Source organism: Flavobacterium sp. SOK18b (genome assembly GCF_014156605.1).
GTDB classification, from domain to species: Bacteria; Bacteroidota; Bacteroidia; order Flavobacteriales; family Flavobacteriaceae; genus Flavobacterium; species Flavobacterium tiangeerense.
This window is the reverse complement of sequence record NZ_QKNZ01000069.1, coordinates 1-19,861: the sequence shown is the minus strand read 5'-3', so window position 1 is coordinate 19,861 and position 19,861 is coordinate 1. Positions and strand designations below refer to the sequence as shown.

Genomic DNA, 19,861 nt, shown 5'->3' with positions numbered 1-19,861 from the left:
CCTCTTTTATTCTTATTTCTAATATGCTCGTGCATCTTTACCTTCATAAAAGTTCATAAAAGCGCGGTTCACTACCCTATTTCCTCCTGGAGTTGGATAATCCCCAGTAAAGTACCAATCCCCTAAATTTTTTGGACAAGCTATATGTAAATCTTCAACTGTTTGAAAGATAATTTTCACTTCGGCTTTTATTTCTGATGAACTTAACATTTCAGCAATTTTATCTGAAATCTCTTGAGCTTCAAAAGGAGCATAAACAGCCGTTACATAATTCACAACATCATTATCTTTATAATTTTCTTGAGCTTTACATTTAGCATACACTTCATCTATAATATGATATAAATTCCTTTCTTTAAGTAATTCAAGAGCAGCTCTAAAAGCCACTAATCCCTCTAGTTTGGCCATATCAATACCGTAACAATCAGGATAACGAATTTGCGGAGCCGATGAAACAATTACAATTCGTTTTGGATTCAAACGATCCATCATTTTGATGATACTCATTTTTAAAGTAGTCCCTCTTACAATACTATCATCAATAATAACCAAGTTGTCTGTGGGTTTAATCACACCATACGTTACATCATATACATGCGCTACAAGATCATCACGACTACTATCCTCAGTAATAAAAGTTCTTAATTTCGCATCCTTTATAGCTACTTTCTCAGTACGTATTTTAACTGAAAGCAACTCCTGTAGCGTTTCCTTAGTTAAGGTATTTCTGTTTTCTAAGATGAAATTATTTTTCCTTTGATTTAAGAAATCCTGAGCAGCCTCTACTAATCCGTAAAATGAGGTTTCAGCCGTATTGGGTATATAAGAGAAAACGGTATTGTCTGTATCTTCATCTATAGATTTTAAAACTGCTGGCAAGATTAATCTTCCTAGAGTTTTTCTTTCTTGGTAAATTTCGGCATCGCTACCTCTTGAAAAATAAATGCGCTCAAAAGAACATGCTTTTTTAACCGTTGGAGGCAAAATTTCTTTCATAGAAATCGTGCCATTTTTCTTGATAATCAAAGCATTTCCTGGTTCAATTTCTTGTACCGATTCGAAAGGAACATTAAAAACGGTTTGAATCACTGGTCGTTCTGATGCTACTACCACAATTTCATCATCTTGATAAAAATAAGCAGGTCTAATTCCGGCAGGATCTCTAAATACAAATGAATCACCGTGACCTAAAAGTCCAGCCATGGCGTATCCTCCATCTAGATTTTTAGCTGCGCGTGCTAAAATCTTAGCGACATCTAATCGTTCCGCAATTACAGGTGATGCCTCTCTCTTACTCAATCCTTCGTTTTTGCAATCTTGATACAAATCTGTAACTGCATTATCTAGAAAATGACCTATTTTTTCCATTACGGTCACTGTATCAGCCATCTCTTTTGGATGCTGTCCTAGATCAATCAAATTTTGAAAAAGCTCTTTAACATTAGTCATATTAAAGTTTCCTGCTAAAATCAAGTTACGATGCATCCAGTTATTCTGACGTAAAAATGGGTGAACACTCTCAATACTATTTTTACCAAAAGTCCCATAACGTACATGTCCTAGAAACAATTCACCTAAATATGGCAATTTTTGTTTTTGTAAAGCCACATCATCAGCATACTCAGGGTGCGCTGCCATTTCTTCGTTTATTCTGTCGTTTATTTGTTTAAAGACATCTTGAATAGGCTGCGCATGATTTGATCGTACACGACTGATGTACCGTTCACCAGGTTCTACATCTAGTTTAATACTTGCAAAACCAGCTCCATCTTGACCTCGGTTGTGTTGCTTTTCCATCAAAAGATACATTTTCTGGATTCCGTAAAATGCGGTTCCATATTTCTCTTTATAATATTCAAGCGGTTTGAGTAATCTAATTAAAGCTATTCCACATTCATGTTGTAAAGCATCGCTCATTGTAGTGTAATTTGTTGTGTTGTTGTGATATTCTGAAATTAGTAAAGCATAAGTTTTATGTTTTACAAAAGTAAAAACTAAAATTTCCTGCTACTATTTTTATACAAAAAAAACCCCGTTTCCGAGGTTTTAAGATATTATAATTCTATGTCAAATTGTGTTAGCGATTTGAATTGTTTTAATCGAGACACAACTTCGGTCTTATCTAAAGTTAGCATTCTCTCGGTACCAAATTTTTCTACACAAAAAGAAGCTAAGTTAGAACCCTGAATGATAGCATTTTTCATATTCTCAAAAGAGATGTTTTCGCTTTGAGTCAAGTAACCTGCAAATCCTCCTGCAAATGTATCTCCTGCTCCTGTTGGGTCAAACACTTCTTCTAATGGTAATGCTGGAGCAAAGAAAACTTCCTTATCATGAAAAATAAGTGCGCCATGCTCTCCTTTTTTAATTACCACATACTTAGGACCCATAGTTTGAATTTTGGCAGCAGCCTTAACAAGAGAATATTCTCCAGAAAGTTGTCTCGCTTCCTCATCATTGATAGTGATTACATCAACGCGCTTGATTACGTCTAGCAATTCAGGTAAAGCACAATCCATCCAAAAATTCATTGTGTCTAGCACTACTAATTTAGGTTGTGTTTCCATTTGATCTAAAACACTGCTTTGTACTAATGGATGTAAGTTCCCTAGCATTACAATCTCAGCATTTTTATAATCTTGTGGTACTTTTGGTTGAAAATCAGCCAAAACATTTAATTGCGTATCTAGTGTATCTCTTGAGTTTAAGTCATTGTGGTAACGACCACTCCAAAAGAATGTTTTACCACCTTGTACAACTTCTAGTCCAGAGATATCAATGTTTCTTGAAGTTAATAAATCTAAATATTCTTGAGGAAAATCATCTCCAACTACAGAAACAATGGCTGATTGCACATTAAAAAAAGAAGCAGACAAACCAATATATGTTCCTGCACCACCTAAAATTTTGTCCGTTTTCCCAAATGGAGTTTCAATTGCGTCAAAAGCTACTGTTCCAACAATCAATAATTTATTCATTATATACGTTTCAAATTAAGGCGCAAAGATAGTTTATAAGTTGTAAAGTTGCAAAGCACAAGACATGTAAAGTTTTGCCAATTTAAACAACATATTTACAACAATTTAGCTTCTTCTTTTTCATAAAAAGCATCCACAGAAAGTTGTTTTTGAATGGATGCCATAACGGCTAATTCATCACACCTTTCGTTTTGCACATGATTGTTATGCCCTTTGATCCATTTAAAATCGACTTTGTGTTTGCGGTATACTAGTAAAAACCGTTTCCACAAATCGGCATTTTTCCTGTCAACAAATCCTTTTTTTTCCCAGCCTAAAACCCATTTTTTTTCAACAGAATCTACTACATATTTAGAATCTGAAACTACTAATACGCTCGTATTGGGATTTTTTAATTTTTCAAGTCCAACAATTACAGCTAGTAATTCCATTCGATTATTGGTCGTCCTACGAAACCCTTCATAAAACTCTTTTTTATACGGTTTTCCTACCCATTCCATGACTACACCATACCCTCCATTTCCTGGGTTTCCCTTGGCAGCGCCATCTGTATATATGTGTACATCGTGTCCCATTACAATTATAAACTTTGGTTTAAAATGCGCTTTATAACAATTGGGAAAAATTCTTGCTCTAGTTCATGTATCTTTTCGGCGATTGTTGCAACCGTATCTACTGCTGATAATGCAACACTCTGCTGTGTAATTATAGCACCTTCATCGTAATTCTCATTCACATAGTGTACCGTGATTCCCGTTTCTAATTCCTTATTGTCAAGAACTGCTTGATGTACATGCATCCCATACATACCTTTTCCACCATATTTAGGTAATAATGCAGGGTGAATGTTTATGATCTTATTAGGGAAGGCATTAATAATATTTGAAGGAAATTGGAGTAAAAAACCAGCTAAAACAATCAAATCTGGTTGGAGAGCTTGAATTTTTTGTAGTACTTCATTTTCAAATAATTGTGACTTGGTAAAAATCTCTATTGGTAAATTGTATTTTTGAACCCTCGTAATCACTCCTGCTTTAGCATTATTTGTAAAAACTGCAGCAACACGTGCTGAGCTAGTTTTTTTGAAATATTGGATAATATTTTCAGCATTTGTACCCGATCCCGAGGCAAAAATCACGATTTTTTTCATAATTACATTCTATTTGAAGCCACAAAAAAAAGCATAATAATTGAAAATAAATAACATTGAGACACCTTTGTCAAAATATATTTCATAAATTAGATGTCACATTTATTAACTAAATAGTTGTTTTAAAATAAAGTTTTTTATTTTTGCCAACAAATTAAATTCTAAAATTAAAGATTATGTCAGACATTGCATCAAGAGTAAAAGCGATTATCGTAGACAAATTAGGCGTTGACGAAAACGAAGTTGTAACAGAAGCAAGCTTCACTAATGATTTAGGAGCTGACTCATTAGACACTGTTGAGCTTATTATGGAATTCGAAAAAGAATTTGATATCCAAATTCCAGACGATCAAGCAGAAAACATCGCTACTGTAGGTCAAGCAATCTCTTACATCGAGGAAGCTAAAAAATAATAAATCAAACACCCGCTTGCATTCATGTGAACGGGTGTTATTATTTTTTAAAAATATTAAATTCAAGATTGAACTCCAATCCAAAAGATATTATTATATTACCCATAGCTATTTTGTAGTATTTCATACTGTATCAGCGTGGGTTTTATTTGTTTAAAGATAACATAACAAAGAATTTATGGAATTAAGAAGAGTTGTAGTAACAGGATTAGGCGCTCTTACTCCTATTGGAAATACTGTACAAGAGTATTGGGACGGGCTAATAAATGGCGTTAGCGGAGCTGCACCTATCACTTACTTTGATGCCTCTAAATTTAGAACTCACTTTGCATGCGAGGTTAAAAACTTTAATGTTGAAAATTTCATTGACCGTAAAGAAGCCCGCAAAATGGACCGATACGCTCAATATGCCATGGTTGCATCTGAAGAAGCAGTAAAAGATGCTGGTTTTGATATGGAGAAAATTGACAAAGACCGCGTGGGCGTTATTTGGGGATCAGGAATTGGCGGATTAGAAACTTTTCAAATTGAAGTTCTTAATTTTGCTTCAGGAGACGGGACGCCAAAATTCAATCCTTTCTTTATCCCAAAAATGATTGCTGATATTGCAGGAGGACATATCTCCATTAAATATGGTTTTAGAGGACCTAACTTTACAACTGTTTCTGCATGCGCTTCTTCTACAAACGCTATTATAGATGCTTTCAATTATATTAGACTTGGCCATGCCGATGCTATGGTTACAGGTGGCTCTGAAGCTGCGGTAACAATTGCTGGTATGGGAGGTTTTAATGCAATGCACGCACTATCAACAAGAAATGACGATCCAAAATCGGCCTCAAGACCAATGGACAAAGACAGGGATGGTTTTGTTCTAGGAGAAGGAGCAGGTGCCTTGGTTCTTGAAGAATACGAACATGCTATTGCTCGTGGTGCAACCATTTATTGCGAAATAGGTGGTGGCGGTATGTCTGCAGATGCTTACCACATTACTGCTCCACATCCAGAAGGATTGGGCGCTAAAAATGTAATGCTAAACTGCCTTAGAGATGCTGGATTACAACCTTCTGATGTAGATGGTGTAAACATGCATGGAACATCTACTCCTCTTGGCGATATGGCAGAATCAAAAGCTATTCTTCATGTATTTGGCGAACATGCCTATAGCATGAATTTAAATTCTACAAAATCAATGACAGGTCACTTATTAGGTGCTGCAGGTGCTGTAGAAACTATATCTGCTATACTTTCCTTAAAACACGGCTTAGTACCTCCTACTATCAATCATTTTACAGATGATGAGAACATTGATTCAAAATTGAACTTTACATTTAATAAAGCTCAAAAAAGAGATATGAATGTAGTAATGAGCAATACATTTGGTTTCGGAGGCCATAACGCATGCGTTTTGGTAAAAAAATTAGATATCTAATTGTATGAATATAATTAGAAAAATATTCAAAAAATCCCGTTCGGCTACAGACGGGATTTTTTTTGATTCTATCCAGAAAATCCTAGGATTTCCTCCCTTAAATCTAGAATTTTATACAAAAGCTTTCACCCATAGATCATCTAACAGGCTGGATTTATCTGGAAATCCCATCAATTATGAACGCTTAGAGTTTCTAGGAGATGCTATGTTAAGTGCAGTTATTGCCGCTCATTTATTTAATGAAGCGCCTGCTGGTGATGAAGGGTATCTTACCAAAATGCGCTCTAAAATTGTAAGTCGTGAGCATTTAAATGAACTAGGGAAAGACTTAAATTTAATTCAATTTATAGAAAGCAAAGTTCCTGTTCAACATTTTGGAGAAAATATTCATGGCAATATTTTTGAATCTTTAGTAGGTGCCATTTACCTAGATAGAGGCTACGAGTTTTGTGAAAAATTCATTAGAAACAGAGTAATCACTCCTTATGTAGATATTGCACGTCTAGAAGGCAAGGTAATTAGCTATAAAAGCTTAGTAATTGAATGGTGTCAAAAAGAGAAAAAAATATTTCATTACGATATTTTTGATGACAACTCTATTGATGGCCAACGTTTTTTTGGTGTTAAACTTAGTATTGACGATAAAGTCATTGCAAAAGCAAGGGCTACCTCTAAAAAGAAAGCAGAAGAAAAAGCATCCCAACGCGCTTATTTTGCATTTCAAGAAAAAATGGACAGAAAATAATACAATTTTCTATAAAACTATATCGTTTTCGTTCATAAATTAACAAAAACATCTTATTTAGAAGACTATACACTTCAATAGAAATGCTATATTTACATCTTATTTTTTGATGAAATGGCAAATCTTAAACTTAATTTAGGTGAATTTGATGCAATAGACTATCATCTTATTGCTATACATACCTCATTAGAAGATTATCGATTGGCTTATTTTATCAATCAAAAATTACCTATCAATTTGAGTAAATGTAGCAATGAAATTCAAATTAAGATTAAGGAGGGAGAAACAAATTTTTCAAGATTTTTCTATGAAGGTCCTGAAAATGAAATTTCTTGGGATTTAATCCAAAATAAAAATGAAGTGCTACAAGAGAAACAAAAAGAATTTTCTCAAAATTTATTTTCTGATATCAAGATGGATGTAGCTACAAAAGTATTTTTATTACCTGAGTTTAAAAAAGTAGACTACTTTTTTAAAATTGAAAATACAGATGACACCTTGAATTTAAACGAAATAAAAACACTATTAAATACCATAAATAAAGTTTCTGCGGTTTACAGCGTAGAGACAACTAAAATAAAATCTAAAAACAATTTAATTTTTTAATACAAATGCTTACAAACAAAAAAACTAAAATTGTAGCTACACTAGGGCCAGCATGTAGTACAAGAGAAACCATCAAGGACATGATTGATGCAGGAGTCAATGTGTTTCGTGTAAATTTTTCGCATGCAGACTACGAAGATGTAAAAGAAAAAATAAATATTATTCGCGGGTTAAACAAAGAGTTTGGTTATACAACAGCAATTCTTGGTGATTTACAAGGTCCTAAATTACGCGTAGGTGTTATGGAGGAAGGCGTTGTTGTTCATGATGGAGATTTAATAACATTTACCACAGCCGAAGATATTCTTGGTACTGCAAAAAAAGTATTTATGAAGTATAAAAACTTTCCAAATGATGTAAATCCTGGAGAAAGAATATTACTTGATGATGGGAAACTTATTTTTGAAATTGTTGAAACCGATAAAAAATCTGAAGTAGTTGCAAGAGTAATACAAGGTGGTGAACTTAAATCTAAAAAAGGGGTAAACTTACCTAATACAAAGATATCCCTTCCAGCAATGACTGAGAAAGATATTGAAGATGCTATTTTTGCCATTGGACAAAACGTAGATTGGATTGCATTATCATTTGTAAAAACGCCACGAGATTTACAAGATCTACAAGAATTAATAGCAGAACATTCTGAGTATAAAATTCCTATTGTTGCAAAGATCGAAATGCCTGAAGCACTAGAGAACATTGATAAAATTGTAGCCTATTGTGATGCACTTATGGTAGCTCGTGGAGATTTAGGAGTAGAATTACCAGCTCACGAAGTACCTTTAGTGCAAAAAGAATTAATACGTAGAGCAAAAACAGCTAGAATCCCAGTAATTGTAGCAACCCAAATGATGGAGACTATGATTACTAGCTTGACTCCTACGCGCGCAGAAGTAAATGATGTTGCAAACTCTGTAATGGATGGCGCAGATGCAGTAATGCTTTCTGGTGAAACTGCAACGGGTAACTACCCTGTTCAAGTTATTCAAAAAATGACTCAAATTATTGAAGCAGTTGAAGATTCTCCGCTAATTCAAGTGCCACAAAACACACCACAAATAAAAACCAAACGTTTTATTACAAAAACTATTTGTCATCACGCTGCTACTATGGCTAATGTGATTAAAGCAAAAGCTATTTGTACCCTTACTAATAGTGGATACACAGCCTTTCAAATTTCGGCTTGGAGACCTAATGCACACATTTTAGTTTTTACATCGAATGAAAGAATCCTGACTCAACTTAATTTATTGTGGGGAGTAAAATCTTTCATGTACACTAAAGATGTAAGTACTGATGATACGGTAACAGATGTAAACGAGATTGTGAAACAAAAAGGCTTTGTTCAAAAAGGAGATTTCCTTATCAATCTAGCAGCGATGCCTATTAAAGATAAAGGAATGGTAAACACCCTGAGAGTTTCTGAAATAGAATAACACTAATTACAGCCTAGCTAAACCATCCCATATCTTATGTGGATGGTTTTTTTTTGGTAAAAAACCGAAATCATAAGTATGAATTTACAGGAAATACAATTATATTTGAAGGTAAATAAAACACAAAAATTATGAGTTTGAATTCAAATAATCCGTTTTTAAATAGTAAAAGATTTTCAACTGCTGTTTCAAAAAGTGAAGAGATAAATCAAGCAACAATCATTGACTACAATGATGAAATGACCATTTCTGGCACAATAAACAAGAGCTTACTATTGTTTATGATTCTAATTGGATCAGCTACAGTAATCTGGTGGCTTACTTTTAACGGAATGAATCCACTTGTTCCTGCAATTGGTGGTGCGGTAATAGGTTTAGTGCTTGTACTTATAGCGGCTTTCAAGCCTCAATACTCGCCTTATCTTGCTCCCGGTTATGCTATTTTTGAAGGTTTATTTATTGGTGCAGTATCCGCTATTTTTGAAGCTTTGTATCCTGGTATTGTGCTTCAAGCTGTTGGTGCCACTTTTGTAACATTTATGATTTGCCTGGGTCTGTATAAGTACAAAATTGTACAAGTTAATGAACAATTCAAATCAGTTGTAATTGCGGCAACACTAGCTATAGGAACGTACTATTTAATTTCTTGGTTACTGTCAATGTTTACTAGCTTTGTTCCTGTACACCATGGTAACTCTTGGATAAGCATAGGAATTAGCGTATTTGTAATAGTAATAGCTTCCTTAAATTTATTTTTAGATTTTGATAGAATCGAAAAAGGAGCTCAGGAAAAAATGCCAAAGTACATGGAATGGTACGGCGCAATGGGATTAATGATTACTTTGGTATGGCTTTATATTGAATTTCTTAGACTGCTTAGTAAACTCAACAGTAAAAACTAATACTGATTAAACCAAAAAAACCTTTCCAAGAATTATTTTGGAAAGGTTTTTTTTATGCTGCTCTTTCAAAGGCTATGTAGTGACTTAACTCTCCTTTGTTATTAAATAAAGGATATCCTTTTATTAAACAAGCATAAACTTCTCCATTTTTTTTATAATTCATTACTACATTCTCAAAAGCTTCTTGAGCATCTATAGCTTTTTTAATTTCACTTGATGTGATTCGGTTTGTTACTTCTCCTTGAAATATTTTTGGGCTTTTCCCTAGAACTTCTTCTTCAACATAGCCGTTCATTTTTACAAGATTATGCGATGCAAAAACAATTCTTAGATTGACATCAGTTACAATAACAACATCATCTTTTAAAATAGATTGCAAATCCCAATCTGTATTTTTCCATTTATTTTTTGTTGCTAAAACTTTTATTCTAGCGGTATCTATAAAGGTATTTTGCAGTACCTTAGTGTATTCATGATGAAAATCAAAAGAATACAGCGGCAAAGTTTTGATTCGCATGCAGTTATAAAATCTTGAAAATGCGGCGTCGTATTGTGATAAATTACTCATGATGTTTACATTATTGGTCAAAAGTATATTTATTTATAATGAAAAAATATTATTTTACCAACTTTAACCATTGTTCAACTACAAATGAGTGTTTAGAATTCAAATTTTAACTGAACTACTACAATTTTTTTTTCATCGGTGTTTAAGTTATTCATTGAAATCCCTAATAGCCTTACCGAATTTTTAAGCCGTTCTTGATACAATAATTCTTTAACAATTTCTAAAATAAGAGATTTATCTGCAATAAAATAAGGTAACGTTTTACTTCTAGTTTGTTGTGTAAAATCACTATACTTTATTTTTAAAGTCACCGTTTTACCAGAAACGTTGTGTCTTTTTAATCTTTTTTCTAATGAGGATGCAATCATTTCTAATTTTTCTATCATAAAAATTTCTGATGATAGATTGATATCAAAGGTATGCTCTGCTGCCACGGACTTTGCTATTCGGGAACTTTTTACAGGGCTATTATGTATTCCTCTAACCACATCATGATAATAGCTGCCCATTTTACCAAAATGTTTTTCTAAAAAGGCTACTGATTTGTCTCTTAGCTCAAGTCCGGTAAAGATACCAAGTTGATACATCTTCTCAGTAGTAACCTTACCAACTCCATAAAATTTTCTAATAGGCAAAGCCTCAAGAAATGAAATGACTTCATCAGGTTTAACTGTTTTTTGGCCATTTGGTTTGTTATAATCACTAGCAACTTTTGCAACAAATTTATTAATTGATATCCCTGCCGAAGCGGTAAGTCCTACTTCATTATAAATTCGTGCTCTAATTTCTTGCGCTAATAAGGTTGCACTCGGATTTCCTTTTTTGTTATGTGTTACATCTAGATAAGCTTCATCTAAAGATAATGGTTCAACAAGATCTGTGTAATCGTAAAAGATTTTTTGGATTTGTTTTGAAATCTCTTTGTACCGGTCAAAACGTGGTTTAACAAATATAAGATCAGGACAGTTTTTCTTAGCTACAATACCACTCATAGCACTTTTAACGCCAAACTTCCTAGCTTCATAGCTTGCTGCGGACACTACGCCACGAACCTCAGAACCACCAACAGCGATTGGTTTTCCTCTTAAGGCAGGACTATCCATTTGTTCTACCGATGCATAAAAAGCATCCATGTCTACATGGATAATTTTTCTTTTTGACACTTCTTCTTGCATCCAAGTTGCGCATTATACAATTACTTAAACTTTTTTATGACTATCATCCTTAGCATTATCTATTTGTAAATAGTTTTCAATAACGGCAGTTTTATTTTTACTCTCCGTTGGAAAAAAGAAACTCAAGGGTTTAGTTTTAAAATGCCTCCAAATAGAGTTTGCTATATGCCTCAATTCAAACCAAGACATTCCTCTAGAACGAAAAGCGAGACCTAATGAAAGACTAAAACTGACGAGGAAATTGATTAACCCTATAATTCCAATACCAAAAATACCCCAAAATAGCATTGTTTGACTTACTTGATAATTAGATCCATATAACGCTAAAGCAAGATTCCCACTAGCAAAGGTAATGTGTCTAATATCTAAATTCAACCCTACAAACAACCCAAATGAAGCTGTACTACCCATGAAAATACCAAACCAAAAATTTGAAATAATACCAGCCCAGCGTTTTTCATATAATTTTGATAATGCCAAAGTCTTTTGGATGCCTAAATTTCGTTTTAAAAAAGGATTTTCAGCAATTCTATAATAAACCTGATTGTGCTTGTCCCTATTTGCAACACTACCTGAAATAATACCCGATAAAAATAAGAAAACACCGGCTATAGCGGCATGCAGCATAGCTAGGGAATGTATTGGACTTAAATCTTGAACTAAGTTTTCCCATTTTGATCCAGCAATATTATAATTAAAATAATAATCTATGATCCATATACCAAATAACGAAACCGGAAACGCCATAAGAACGTTTCCAACAAAGGCTATAAATTGAGAACGAAAGACACGAGCAAATAAAATGGAAAAAGCCGTATATTTTTCTATTTCTTTCCCTTTTTTAGAAGCACCATCCTCTAAAGCCTTTATTAATGCTGATGCTGTCATTGCCGGTTGCTTTGTGGCTAATGTAAATCCCAAAACGTAAATTAAGATAAATCCAAATGCATAATTCATACTATACAAAAAAGCATGACCAAAAAGACTAGTTTCTACTTTTGAAAGCGCAATTTTAATCAAACACAATATTCCTACTATAAAACCACCACCTATTGCAGTCCGCAACATCTTAAAATATTCTTTTCTGGTTTCGGTTATGTAGTGCTCACCTGTCTTAGCCGTGTGCTGAGTGATTTCATAAGATAAAAGTTGTGTACTCTCGGAAATAAATTTTCGAATATTACTCTTATAACAGTTAAACTGAATTAATTGAATACCAAGTCGTATTGTATTTGTTGTAGTTCCATTTACATCCGAAACAACTATCAAGGAAATTAAAAATTCTAATCGTTCTAACTGTTGTTTTATTTTTAATAGATTTTGGTTAACCCGTAATGATATGCCAAACTTACTACTATTATGAAACGCCTTATTTACAAAATCCAAACATTGTTTATGCAAGACTAAAAGTTGTTGATAAGACAAATCATCAGGAGTGATAAAATGTTCCTTTAATTCTTTTATTCGATCCTCAATCAAAAATAATTCTTTTTCAAAAGCAGAAAAAGGACTTTGTAATTGCTCATATTCAGGAACCATCTTGATCACTTCCCTTTCCATAGCACGACCGCTAACACGTTGTGTTATGACATGCATGGACATCATCACCTCAGATAAAGCAAAATTAGTGGGTCCTGGGTTATAAATAGTTTCTAATTTTAATAAATTGAATAAATGCTCTAACTGAATGATCGGAATAGTACTAATCCAATCTCCATCTGTTGGCAAATAAAATATTTGGTTCAAGACAAACTCTAAACTGTCTTTTTCTGGTTGAAAGGGTAGAAACTTAGCTACAATACGTTTCTTTAATTCGAAAATAAAATCTACATCTTGCAATATGGCTGCGTCCGAAAGTACCGAATTGAACTTTAAATCCTTTAAAACTAATTTCAAATACAAGGAGAATTGTTCACAAAGAGATTGATTTTGTTCTAAAAAAGAAATCAAATCCTGCAAGTCAACTGTTTTGTTTACGTCTTTTCTTGAAGGCCTTAATATACTTACCAAACGCACCAAGAGTTCATAAGAAACATTAGGAATAAAACCGCTAGAGGCATTATCAAAAAAATTTCTGAAAGTGGTTTCGAACGTTGGCTTACCTTTAGTTTTTGAAAAAAATTTCATGAATAAGAATTTATGTAAATTTACAATTCAAAAAATAGAATGACGATTTCTTTGATAACAAAAATCAATACCGCATCCGATAAAAACTAATTTGAAAGCAAAGAAAAGTACAATTCTATATCGAGAATAAAAAGTTCAAATAAAAAACGATACATTTGAATTGCTAATAACAAAAATGCTATGATTGAAATTGAAAGAAAATTTATTGTAAAAAATCAATCCTTTAAAGAAGAAATTCACACGAAAAGCATTGTATCTCAAGGATATTTAAGTTCAAATCCTGAACGTACGGTACGAGTAAGAATGAAAAATGAAAAAGGATACCTTACCATAAAAGGAATTTCAAACGAATCTGGAACTTCGAGGTATGAATGGGAGAAAGAGATACCACTGGTAGAGGCCAAAGAACTATTTAAGTTGTGCGAAAAAGGAGCAATCACAAAAACACGATATGAAATACCCTTTGGGAATCATACGATTGAGGTAGATGAATTTCATGAAGATAATGAAGGGCTTATCATTGCAGAAATCGAATTGAGTTCTGAGAACGAAAAATTTGATAAACCCAATTGGCTTGGAGATGAAGTAACAGGAGAACAACGCTACTATAACTCTAACTTAAGTATCTTACCTTTTAAGGAATGGTAATTAATTGTTTAATACTTCAAGTGTAACAAGCATTCCACCACTACCTTTATTAGAGGCAATTTCCATAAAAGCACGTTTGGTTAAATCAATTTCTCTTGATCTAACAAAGGGACCTCGGTCTATTACTTCAACAATTACTGACTTACCATTTTTTTCATTTGTTACTCTAACTTTTGTCCCAAAAGGAAGCTTTTTATGAGCAGCAGTAAGCTTAGAGTTATCAAATCGTCTGCCACTAGAAGTTTTCTTTCCATTAAACTTATCAGCATAATAAGAGGCATGAGACTCTTTTTTATACAATTTGAATGTTCCCAAAGTCGCCATCATTGAGTCAGCTTTTTTCTCCTGAATATCGGTATTTGCTCTTTCTTTTTTGATGGAGTCTTTTTCTACAAGACCTTTATTATTTGCTCCTTTAACAGAAGAAACTTTAGTATTAGAGACGTTCTGCTTTGTCGCTACAGATGTTTGACAAACAGCAATACTTACTATTGCTAAAAATATAAATAGAGTAATAGATTTTTTCATGTAATGTATATTAGTTGAACAAAAATTGCAAAAACCATACCTAGATAAAAAAAGCTCTATTTCTAGAGCTTTTATAGGCTTTTACAACCATAATTTCCATGGAATTCTTAGCAATATAAGAAGCAAACCAATACCGTAAAAAATAGAAAACGTTTTAAATTTAGACTCGCTTGAAACTAATTTTTTATGTTTAGACCAACCTATTGTAATAAGAACAATGGCAATAATATTAATTAACGGGTGCTCTAATGAAGTTAAGCGAAGTGCTTTATCCTGCATTTGACCAAAAGAATCTAACCCTAATGGCGAAACGAAATATAAAATAATACCAACTAGCAGTTGAATGTGAATAGTTATTAAAGCAAATAAGGCTATTTTACGATCTTTTGCAGTAAATTCTTTTTTAGAAAAGAATCCTATTGCAGCGTTTACAACTGCTACAACTAGAATTAAAAGTGCCAGATACGCCCAACCAGAATGAAATTTTTGAATAAAATTGTACATAAATTTTGTTTTTGTTTTAACAAATATAATAAAAAAAGACATAAAAAAAACCACTATTAGCTGAAAGCAAAAGTGGTTATAAAAAAAACTGGCCAAAGAATAAACTTTGACCAGTCTGTATCAATTTTTTATAAAATCTACAAAGTAGTTGGTTGCAATACTCTATCTAGCATTTGAATTACTCCATTAGTACCTTGGATATTAGTGATTTTAATGTTAGCATTGGTAGTCCCAACAACACCATCTTTAATTTTAACTGTACCTAATAAAATTGTAAATTTATTTGGAGAGAATAAAGTTGTAACTGAAACATCAGCAGTTGCAGTAGAAGAAGTCCAAGAAGTAGCTGAACTAGCTGTTTTATTACCGTTTTCTAAATGGTACTTTAAAATGTTCGTGATTTGAGTTTCAGTTTTACCTGTTAAATAAGTAGCCGCAGAAGTAAACGCATCATTATTTGGAGCATATACAGTAATTGCAGAAGCACCAGTAGCAGCTGTTAAACTAGCTAATACAGAAGCTTGAGGTGCAGAAGTAGCAACAGTCAATAATGAAGACAACGCAGGATTTGCTTTGATATGACTTACGAGTGTTGGTAAAGAAATTATAGCATCAACAACATGAATAAATCCATTACTTGCTTCAATATTAGCAGTTGTAACTTTCGCTCCACCATTAGCAACACCACCATTAATCACAACATCAGTACCAACTTTGTTTACAAATAAACTCAAGTTTGCGCCTGAGGTTGCTGTTGCGCTATTTTTATAAAAAGCAAATGTTCTTGTGTAACCAGCAGCTAATAAATCATCAGCTTTGGTACCTAAAGTAATTACGTGATTTTGCAATAATAATCTTAAGTCAGATATTTTAGTTGCATCTGCAGGAACAGTTGCAGATAAAGCATTAATGCTTGCACTTGTAACACCTGCTGCTGTGAATGCAGCATTAGTTGGAGCAAATACTGTGTAAGAACCTGAACTAGACAAAGTTGCCTCTAAACCTGTTTTTTTCAAAGCATCAATTAAAATACTAAAATTTGCTGGATCTGCCTTTGCGATGTCCACAATAGATTTTAGAGGAGTTACCTCTTTTGGCTCATCATTAGTGCAAGAAAATGTCATAAGAGCAACAGCTAATATTGTTACAAAAGACAGGATTTGATTTTTTATTTTCATGATTTTTATTTTTTATTAATGTGATCTATTATTTTATTGTTTTATTAATTTCCGAAAGTATATCTTAATGTAAATTGAGCCTGCCATACATCAGAGATAGACGCATTTTTTTGAAAAGTGTCTTTCACTAAGAATCTTTTCCCTTGATTGTCCGTTTGAAAAGCTAACTGATAACCTGGAATGAAATTATTAGAAAAACTTGGAGTCTGAGATACAACTAACAAAGCACCGTTAGTTATTGTAGTTCTTTGTGAAACTCCCCATTCACGATTTAATAAATTTGTGAAGTTCAATATATCAGCTCTAAACTGGAAACTATTCTTCTTACCTCCAATTTTGATAAAGAAATCCTGTGTTACAGACAAATCAACTCTGTGTAACATTGGTAATAAACTCTCATTTCTATCTACGTACTGACCTCTTTTTGATGACAAATATTTATTTTGATTAACGTATTTATCAAAAGCTGCCTCTTGTTCAGCTACAGTGTACAAAACTACAGAAGATCCTCCTAAATTTTGAGTTATAGGAACAAAACGTAAATCACTAGCTTTATTAGGAATGAATAACAAATCATTTCCACTAATACGGTCACCGTTTACATCGCCTCCATAAGCATAACTAAAAGAACTAGATTGCTCACCAATGTATCCTAAGTTAATAGAAGTTGCAGCTCCTGTTTTGTTACCGTACTCTATCTTATAACCAAGAATACCGACCATTCTATGAGGAGTATTATTGTTAGACAAACCTAATTTTTGATCATTATTACCGTTGATTGATCGAACAGAATTCCAGCTTCCAGATGCTGTTGATCCCGGAGATAACAAGTCTTGAGCTTCTGAGTGCGTATATGCAAATGAACCCCAAAGTCCTTTCTTGTATGGATACTCTAATTTAAATGTTGTAGAATAAAAATAACCTTTGTCTGTATTTGAAAGTACAATGGCATTAACTACGTTATTATTGATACGTACTCCATTGTCATTCCCAGCATATAATAATCTATTGTCTGGTCCATTAAGAAAACCTACTGGTTTTTCAAAGTTAGCATTACTGTATGCCGTTTCATTGATATTCTTACTGTAGATTGCTTCAATAGTTCCTACAAAACCTAATGGAAGTTTTTGATCTACTGCAATTGTAGTTTTCCAAACTTGAGGGAATTTATAATTTTTTTCTGTAAACGCTAAATCTATTGATGAAGGTAACGTAGGAGTAGAAGGTGTAAAATATTGGCTTGGATTGGCAGTAAAACCATATTTACCTGGACCAACATTTGCATCACTGGCGTCTACTAGCCCAGTAAGGATTCCGTTATTACCAATTGCATTAGATAAAAATACAAGTGGTGGCCTTCCTGAAAATATACCAGAACCTCCTCTAACTATTGTTTTACCATTTCCGGTAACATCTAAATTGAAACCTGCTCTTGGCTCAAAAAGATATTGAGAATTTGGCATATCTCCAGTGTTGTATTTTGAACCATTCGCAAAACTTAGCGTATTAACAAGTGGGTTTTCTAATGCTGTATCAACAAAAGAAACTCTAGTTCCTCTTAAACCGAAAGTAACTTTTAATTGATCATTTACTTTAAAGTCATCTTGAAAGTAAAGGTCTATCTTATCAGATTTTAGGATTTGCAAAGGATCAGCTCCACCAGGTAAAGCAGAATATCTAAATTGAGTTCTTACAGGCAAGTTGTTTACCGAAGGAGCTCCATTCAATTGAAGTGATTCGTTTGCTGCGTTATAAAATTCATCTAAAGAGTTAAAAATGAATACTCCATTAGAACCAGAGAAAAATAAGTTACTTGATTTAAAATGCTCATAATTTGCACCAAATAATAGAGAATGCTTTCCTATTGTCTTAGTAACATTATCAGTAAAGTGTAATGTTGAATAGTTCAATAAGTTACCTTGAGTAAAAGGATCCAAACCTGCAGAAATGAAATTCAAGTTACCTACTACACCTCCAGCTGCTGGAGAAGTACCGTTTTTAATATCAATAGTAGGAAACAACCCTCCTCCTATTAAACCTCTATCTTCAATTTGTTTGTCGTACCCTCCAATAAAGTTGTTACTCCATGAATTAGACAATTTGCTATCTAATTGTACAACAATAGATCGTGTATTATCAAGAATGGTATAACCTGAATTTTGGAACGACATTGAATTTACATTTGTTCTTCTGTTACCAAAACCTAAAGAGTTTGAATTAGAAGTCAATTCATCAGAAGAAGAATCATGATGAACATAACGAATCGAAAATTTATTATTGTCATTTATGTTCCAATCAATTTTAGCTAAGAATTTTTTAGATATTTTCTCAGCATCATAATTTTCCCATGGACCTGTTGTATAGTTGAATTTTTGTTGTAAAAAAGTAGAAAGATCCTGCATTTGTTGAAATGTAGGAGCAGATACTTGTCCACTCGGACTTGGAGAACCTGTAGAAGTCCATGTTGTTGCAGGGCTAATATTGTTTATTGTTTCGAAGTTTCCAAAGAAAAACAATTTATCTTTTATGATTGGTGCACCAATTCTAGCTCCCCAAATGTTCTCTTGAAATTTAGCAGGTACAATTCTAATTTGTCCAGCCTTAGTTCCTACGAATTCTTTTTTATTACTTCTTGTAGATGTATAAACAGATCCCTCAATTTGATTTGTACCACTTCTAGTCACACCGTTAATACCAGTTCCTGTAAAACCAGATTGACGTACATCAAAAGGAGCAACACTTACTTGTAATTGCTCAATAGCGTCTAAAGAAATTGCAGTAGAACCCGTTCTTCCTCCAGCTTGTGCATCAGAACCTAATCCAAAACCATTGTTAAAAACTGAACCATCAATTGTAAAGTTATTTAATCTTGAATCTTGTCCTCCAAAAGAACCTCCACCACCAGCATTGGCATTATATTTCGTAATTGAGTTAATTGACCTTGCACCAGTAACTGGTATAGCCGTTATTTCTCTATTAGAAAATTGCTGTGAAGCACCAGTCTTTCCTTTATTAAAAGCACCGTTTGATTTTGTAGAAACAACAACTACCTCTTTTAATGTATTTGTATCTTCACCAATAACAACATTTACAGTCAAATTACTTCCTAAAGGAGCATTGATTTCTGTAATTTCTGTTGTTTTGTATCCAACATAAGTTACTTTCAAAGTGTAAGGACCACCTGGTCTCAAACCTTGGACTGCATAAGAACCGCTGTAATCTGTAGTTGAAAAATATTTAGTCCCAGTTGGATTGTGCTTAACCTCAACTGTAGCACCTGGAAGAGTCTCTCCAGCAGAAGACTTAACAGTACCAGACATCGCGGATGTAGTAACCTGCGAATGGCCTAAAACTGATAAAAAAATAATCAAAATAAAAATAATTCTTTTCATTTTTGCTTTTTTGTTTAGTTTATTAATATTTGGCAAAATTATAACAAATTTAGTTAACAAAGTTAACACAACGTTAAGA

General features: G+C 33.2%; 18 protein-coding genes. 7 read left to right on the top strand and 11 right to left on the bottom strand.

Annotated elements, in window-relative coordinates; genetic code table 11:
* Positions 1–18: 18 nt before the first annotated feature.
* From DNC80_RS10980 to purN, 4 genes are all read right to left on the bottom strand, one after another.
* Positions 19–1,917: an amidophosphoribosyltransferase gene (locus DNC80_RS10980; protein ID WP_182651260.1), complete on the bottom strand. Its 1,899-nt coding sequence runs from the start codon at positions 1,915–1,917 to the stop codon at positions 19–21.
* A 137-nt stretch (positions 1,918–2,054) separates the two neighbouring features.
* Positions 2,055–2,978 carry a PfkB family carbohydrate kinase gene (locus DNC80_RS10975; protein ID WP_182651259.1) on the bottom strand — a complete coding sequence of 308 codons (924 nt, stop codon included), beginning with the start codon at positions 2,976–2,978 and terminating at the stop codon, positions 2,055–2,057.
* A gap of 95 nt (positions 2,979–3,073) precedes the next feature.
* A complete protein-coding gene (gene rnhA, locus DNC80_RS10970; protein WP_182651258.1) occupies positions 3,074–3,553 on the bottom strand; it encodes a ribonuclease HI in 480 nt (159 codons plus the stop codon).
* Positions 3,554–3,558: 5 nt separating this feature from the next.
* Positions 3,559–4,128: a phosphoribosylglycinamide formyltransferase gene (gene purN / locus DNC80_RS10965; protein WP_182651257.1), complete on the bottom strand. Its 570-nt coding sequence runs from the start codon at positions 4,126–4,128 to the stop codon at positions 3,559–3,561.
* A gap of 176 nt (positions 4,129–4,304) precedes the next feature.
* Here purN and DNC80_RS10960 point away from each other — a divergent pair, with 176 nt between their 5' ends.
* The 6 genes from DNC80_RS10960 (at position 4,305) to DNC80_RS10935 (ending at position 9,662) form a co-directional block, all read left to right on the top strand.
* The gene (locus DNC80_RS10960; RefSeq protein WP_007137004.1) at positions 4,305–4,541 is read left to right on the top strand and encodes an acyl carrier protein; all 237 of its coding nucleotides are present in this window, start codon (positions 4,305–4,307) and stop codon (positions 4,539–4,541) included.
* Between the two features lie 178 nt (positions 4,542–4,719).
* The gene (gene fabF / locus DNC80_RS10955) at positions 4,720–5,973 is read left to right on the top strand and encodes a beta-ketoacyl-ACP synthase II (RefSeq protein WP_182651256.1); all 1,254 of its coding nucleotides are present in this window, start codon (positions 4,720–4,722) and stop codon (positions 5,971–5,973) included.
* A gap of 4 nt (positions 5,974–5,977) precedes the next feature.
* On the top strand, positions 5,978–6,718 hold the full coding sequence (gene rnc, locus DNC80_RS10950) for a ribonuclease III (protein ID WP_086455434.1): 741 nt from the start codon (positions 5,978–5,980) through the stop codon (positions 6,716–6,718).
* A gap of 114 nt (positions 6,719–6,832) precedes the next feature.
* Positions 6,833–7,324: an IPExxxVDY family protein gene (locus DNC80_RS10945; RefSeq protein WP_144890372.1), complete on the top strand. Its 492-nt coding sequence runs from the start codon at positions 6,833–6,835 to the stop codon at positions 7,322–7,324.
* A gap of 5 nt (positions 7,325–7,329) precedes the next feature.
* Positions 7,330–8,760: a pyruvate kinase gene (gene pyk / locus DNC80_RS10940; RefSeq protein ID WP_144890370.1), complete on the top strand. Its 1,431-nt coding sequence runs from the start codon at positions 7,330–7,332 to the stop codon at positions 8,758–8,760.
* A gap of 131 nt (positions 8,761–8,891) precedes the next feature.
* On the top strand, positions 8,892–9,662 hold the full coding sequence (locus DNC80_RS10935) for a Bax inhibitor-1/YccA family protein (protein WP_182651255.1): 771 nt from the start codon (positions 8,892–8,894) through the stop codon (positions 9,660–9,662).
* Positions 9,663–9,714: 52 nt separating this feature from the next.
* Here the strand turns inward: DNC80_RS10935 and DNC80_RS10930 are convergent, their stop codons facing one another.
* The 3 genes from DNC80_RS10930 to DNC80_RS10920 form a co-directional block, all read right to left on the bottom strand.
* Positions 9,715–10,230 (bottom strand): PAS domain-containing protein, encoded by a 516-nt coding sequence (locus DNC80_RS10930; RefSeq protein WP_182651254.1) that lies wholly within the window; start codon positions 10,228–10,230, stop codon positions 9,715–9,717.
* Positions 10,231–10,322: 92 nt separating this feature from the next.
* A complete protein-coding gene (dinB, locus tag DNC80_RS10925) occupies positions 10,323–11,405 on the bottom strand; it encodes a DNA polymerase IV (protein ID WP_182651253.1) in 1,083 nt (360 codons plus the stop codon).
* A gap of 24 nt (positions 11,406–11,429) precedes the next feature.
* Positions 11,430–13,532: a recombinase gene (locus tag DNC80_RS10920; protein ID WP_182651252.1), complete on the bottom strand. Its 2,103-nt coding sequence runs from the start codon at positions 13,530–13,532 to the stop codon at positions 11,430–11,432.
* Between the two features lie 180 nt (positions 13,533–13,712).
* Between DNC80_RS10920 and DNC80_RS10915 the strand changes: the two genes are divergently transcribed.
* Positions 13,713–14,180, top strand: coding sequence for a CYTH domain-containing protein (locus DNC80_RS10915; protein ID WP_182651251.1), 468 nt, complete (start codon positions 13,713–13,715; stop codon positions 14,178–14,180).
* On the opposite strand, the gene DNC80_RS10910 is transcribed toward DNC80_RS10915, so the two are convergent.
* The 4 genes from DNC80_RS10910 to DNC80_RS10895 form a co-directional block, all read right to left on the bottom strand.
* The gene (locus tag DNC80_RS10910; RefSeq protein ID WP_182651250.1) at positions 14,181–14,708 is read right to left on the bottom strand and encodes a septal ring lytic transglycosylase RlpA family protein; all 528 of its coding nucleotides are present in this window, start codon (positions 14,706–14,708) and stop codon (positions 14,181–14,183) included.
* Between the two features lie 81 nt (positions 14,709–14,789).
* Positions 14,790–15,212 carry a hypothetical protein gene (locus tag DNC80_RS10905; RefSeq protein ID WP_182651249.1) on the bottom strand — a complete coding sequence of 141 codons (423 nt, stop codon included), beginning with the start codon at positions 15,210–15,212 and terminating at the stop codon, positions 14,790–14,792.
* 137 nt (positions 15,213–15,349) lie between these two features.
* Positions 15,350–16,390: a fasciclin domain-containing protein gene (locus DNC80_RS10900; RefSeq protein WP_182651248.1), complete on the bottom strand. Its 1,041-nt coding sequence runs from the start codon at positions 16,388–16,390 to the stop codon at positions 15,350–15,352.
* Positions 16,391–16,434: 44 nt separating this feature from the next.
* Positions 16,435–19,782 carry a carboxypeptidase-like regulatory domain-containing protein gene (locus DNC80_RS10895; RefSeq protein ID WP_182651247.1) on the bottom strand — a complete coding sequence of 1,116 codons (3,348 nt, stop codon included), beginning with the start codon at positions 19,780–19,782 and terminating at the stop codon, positions 16,435–16,437.
* Positions 19,783–19,861: the final 79 nt, after the last annotated feature.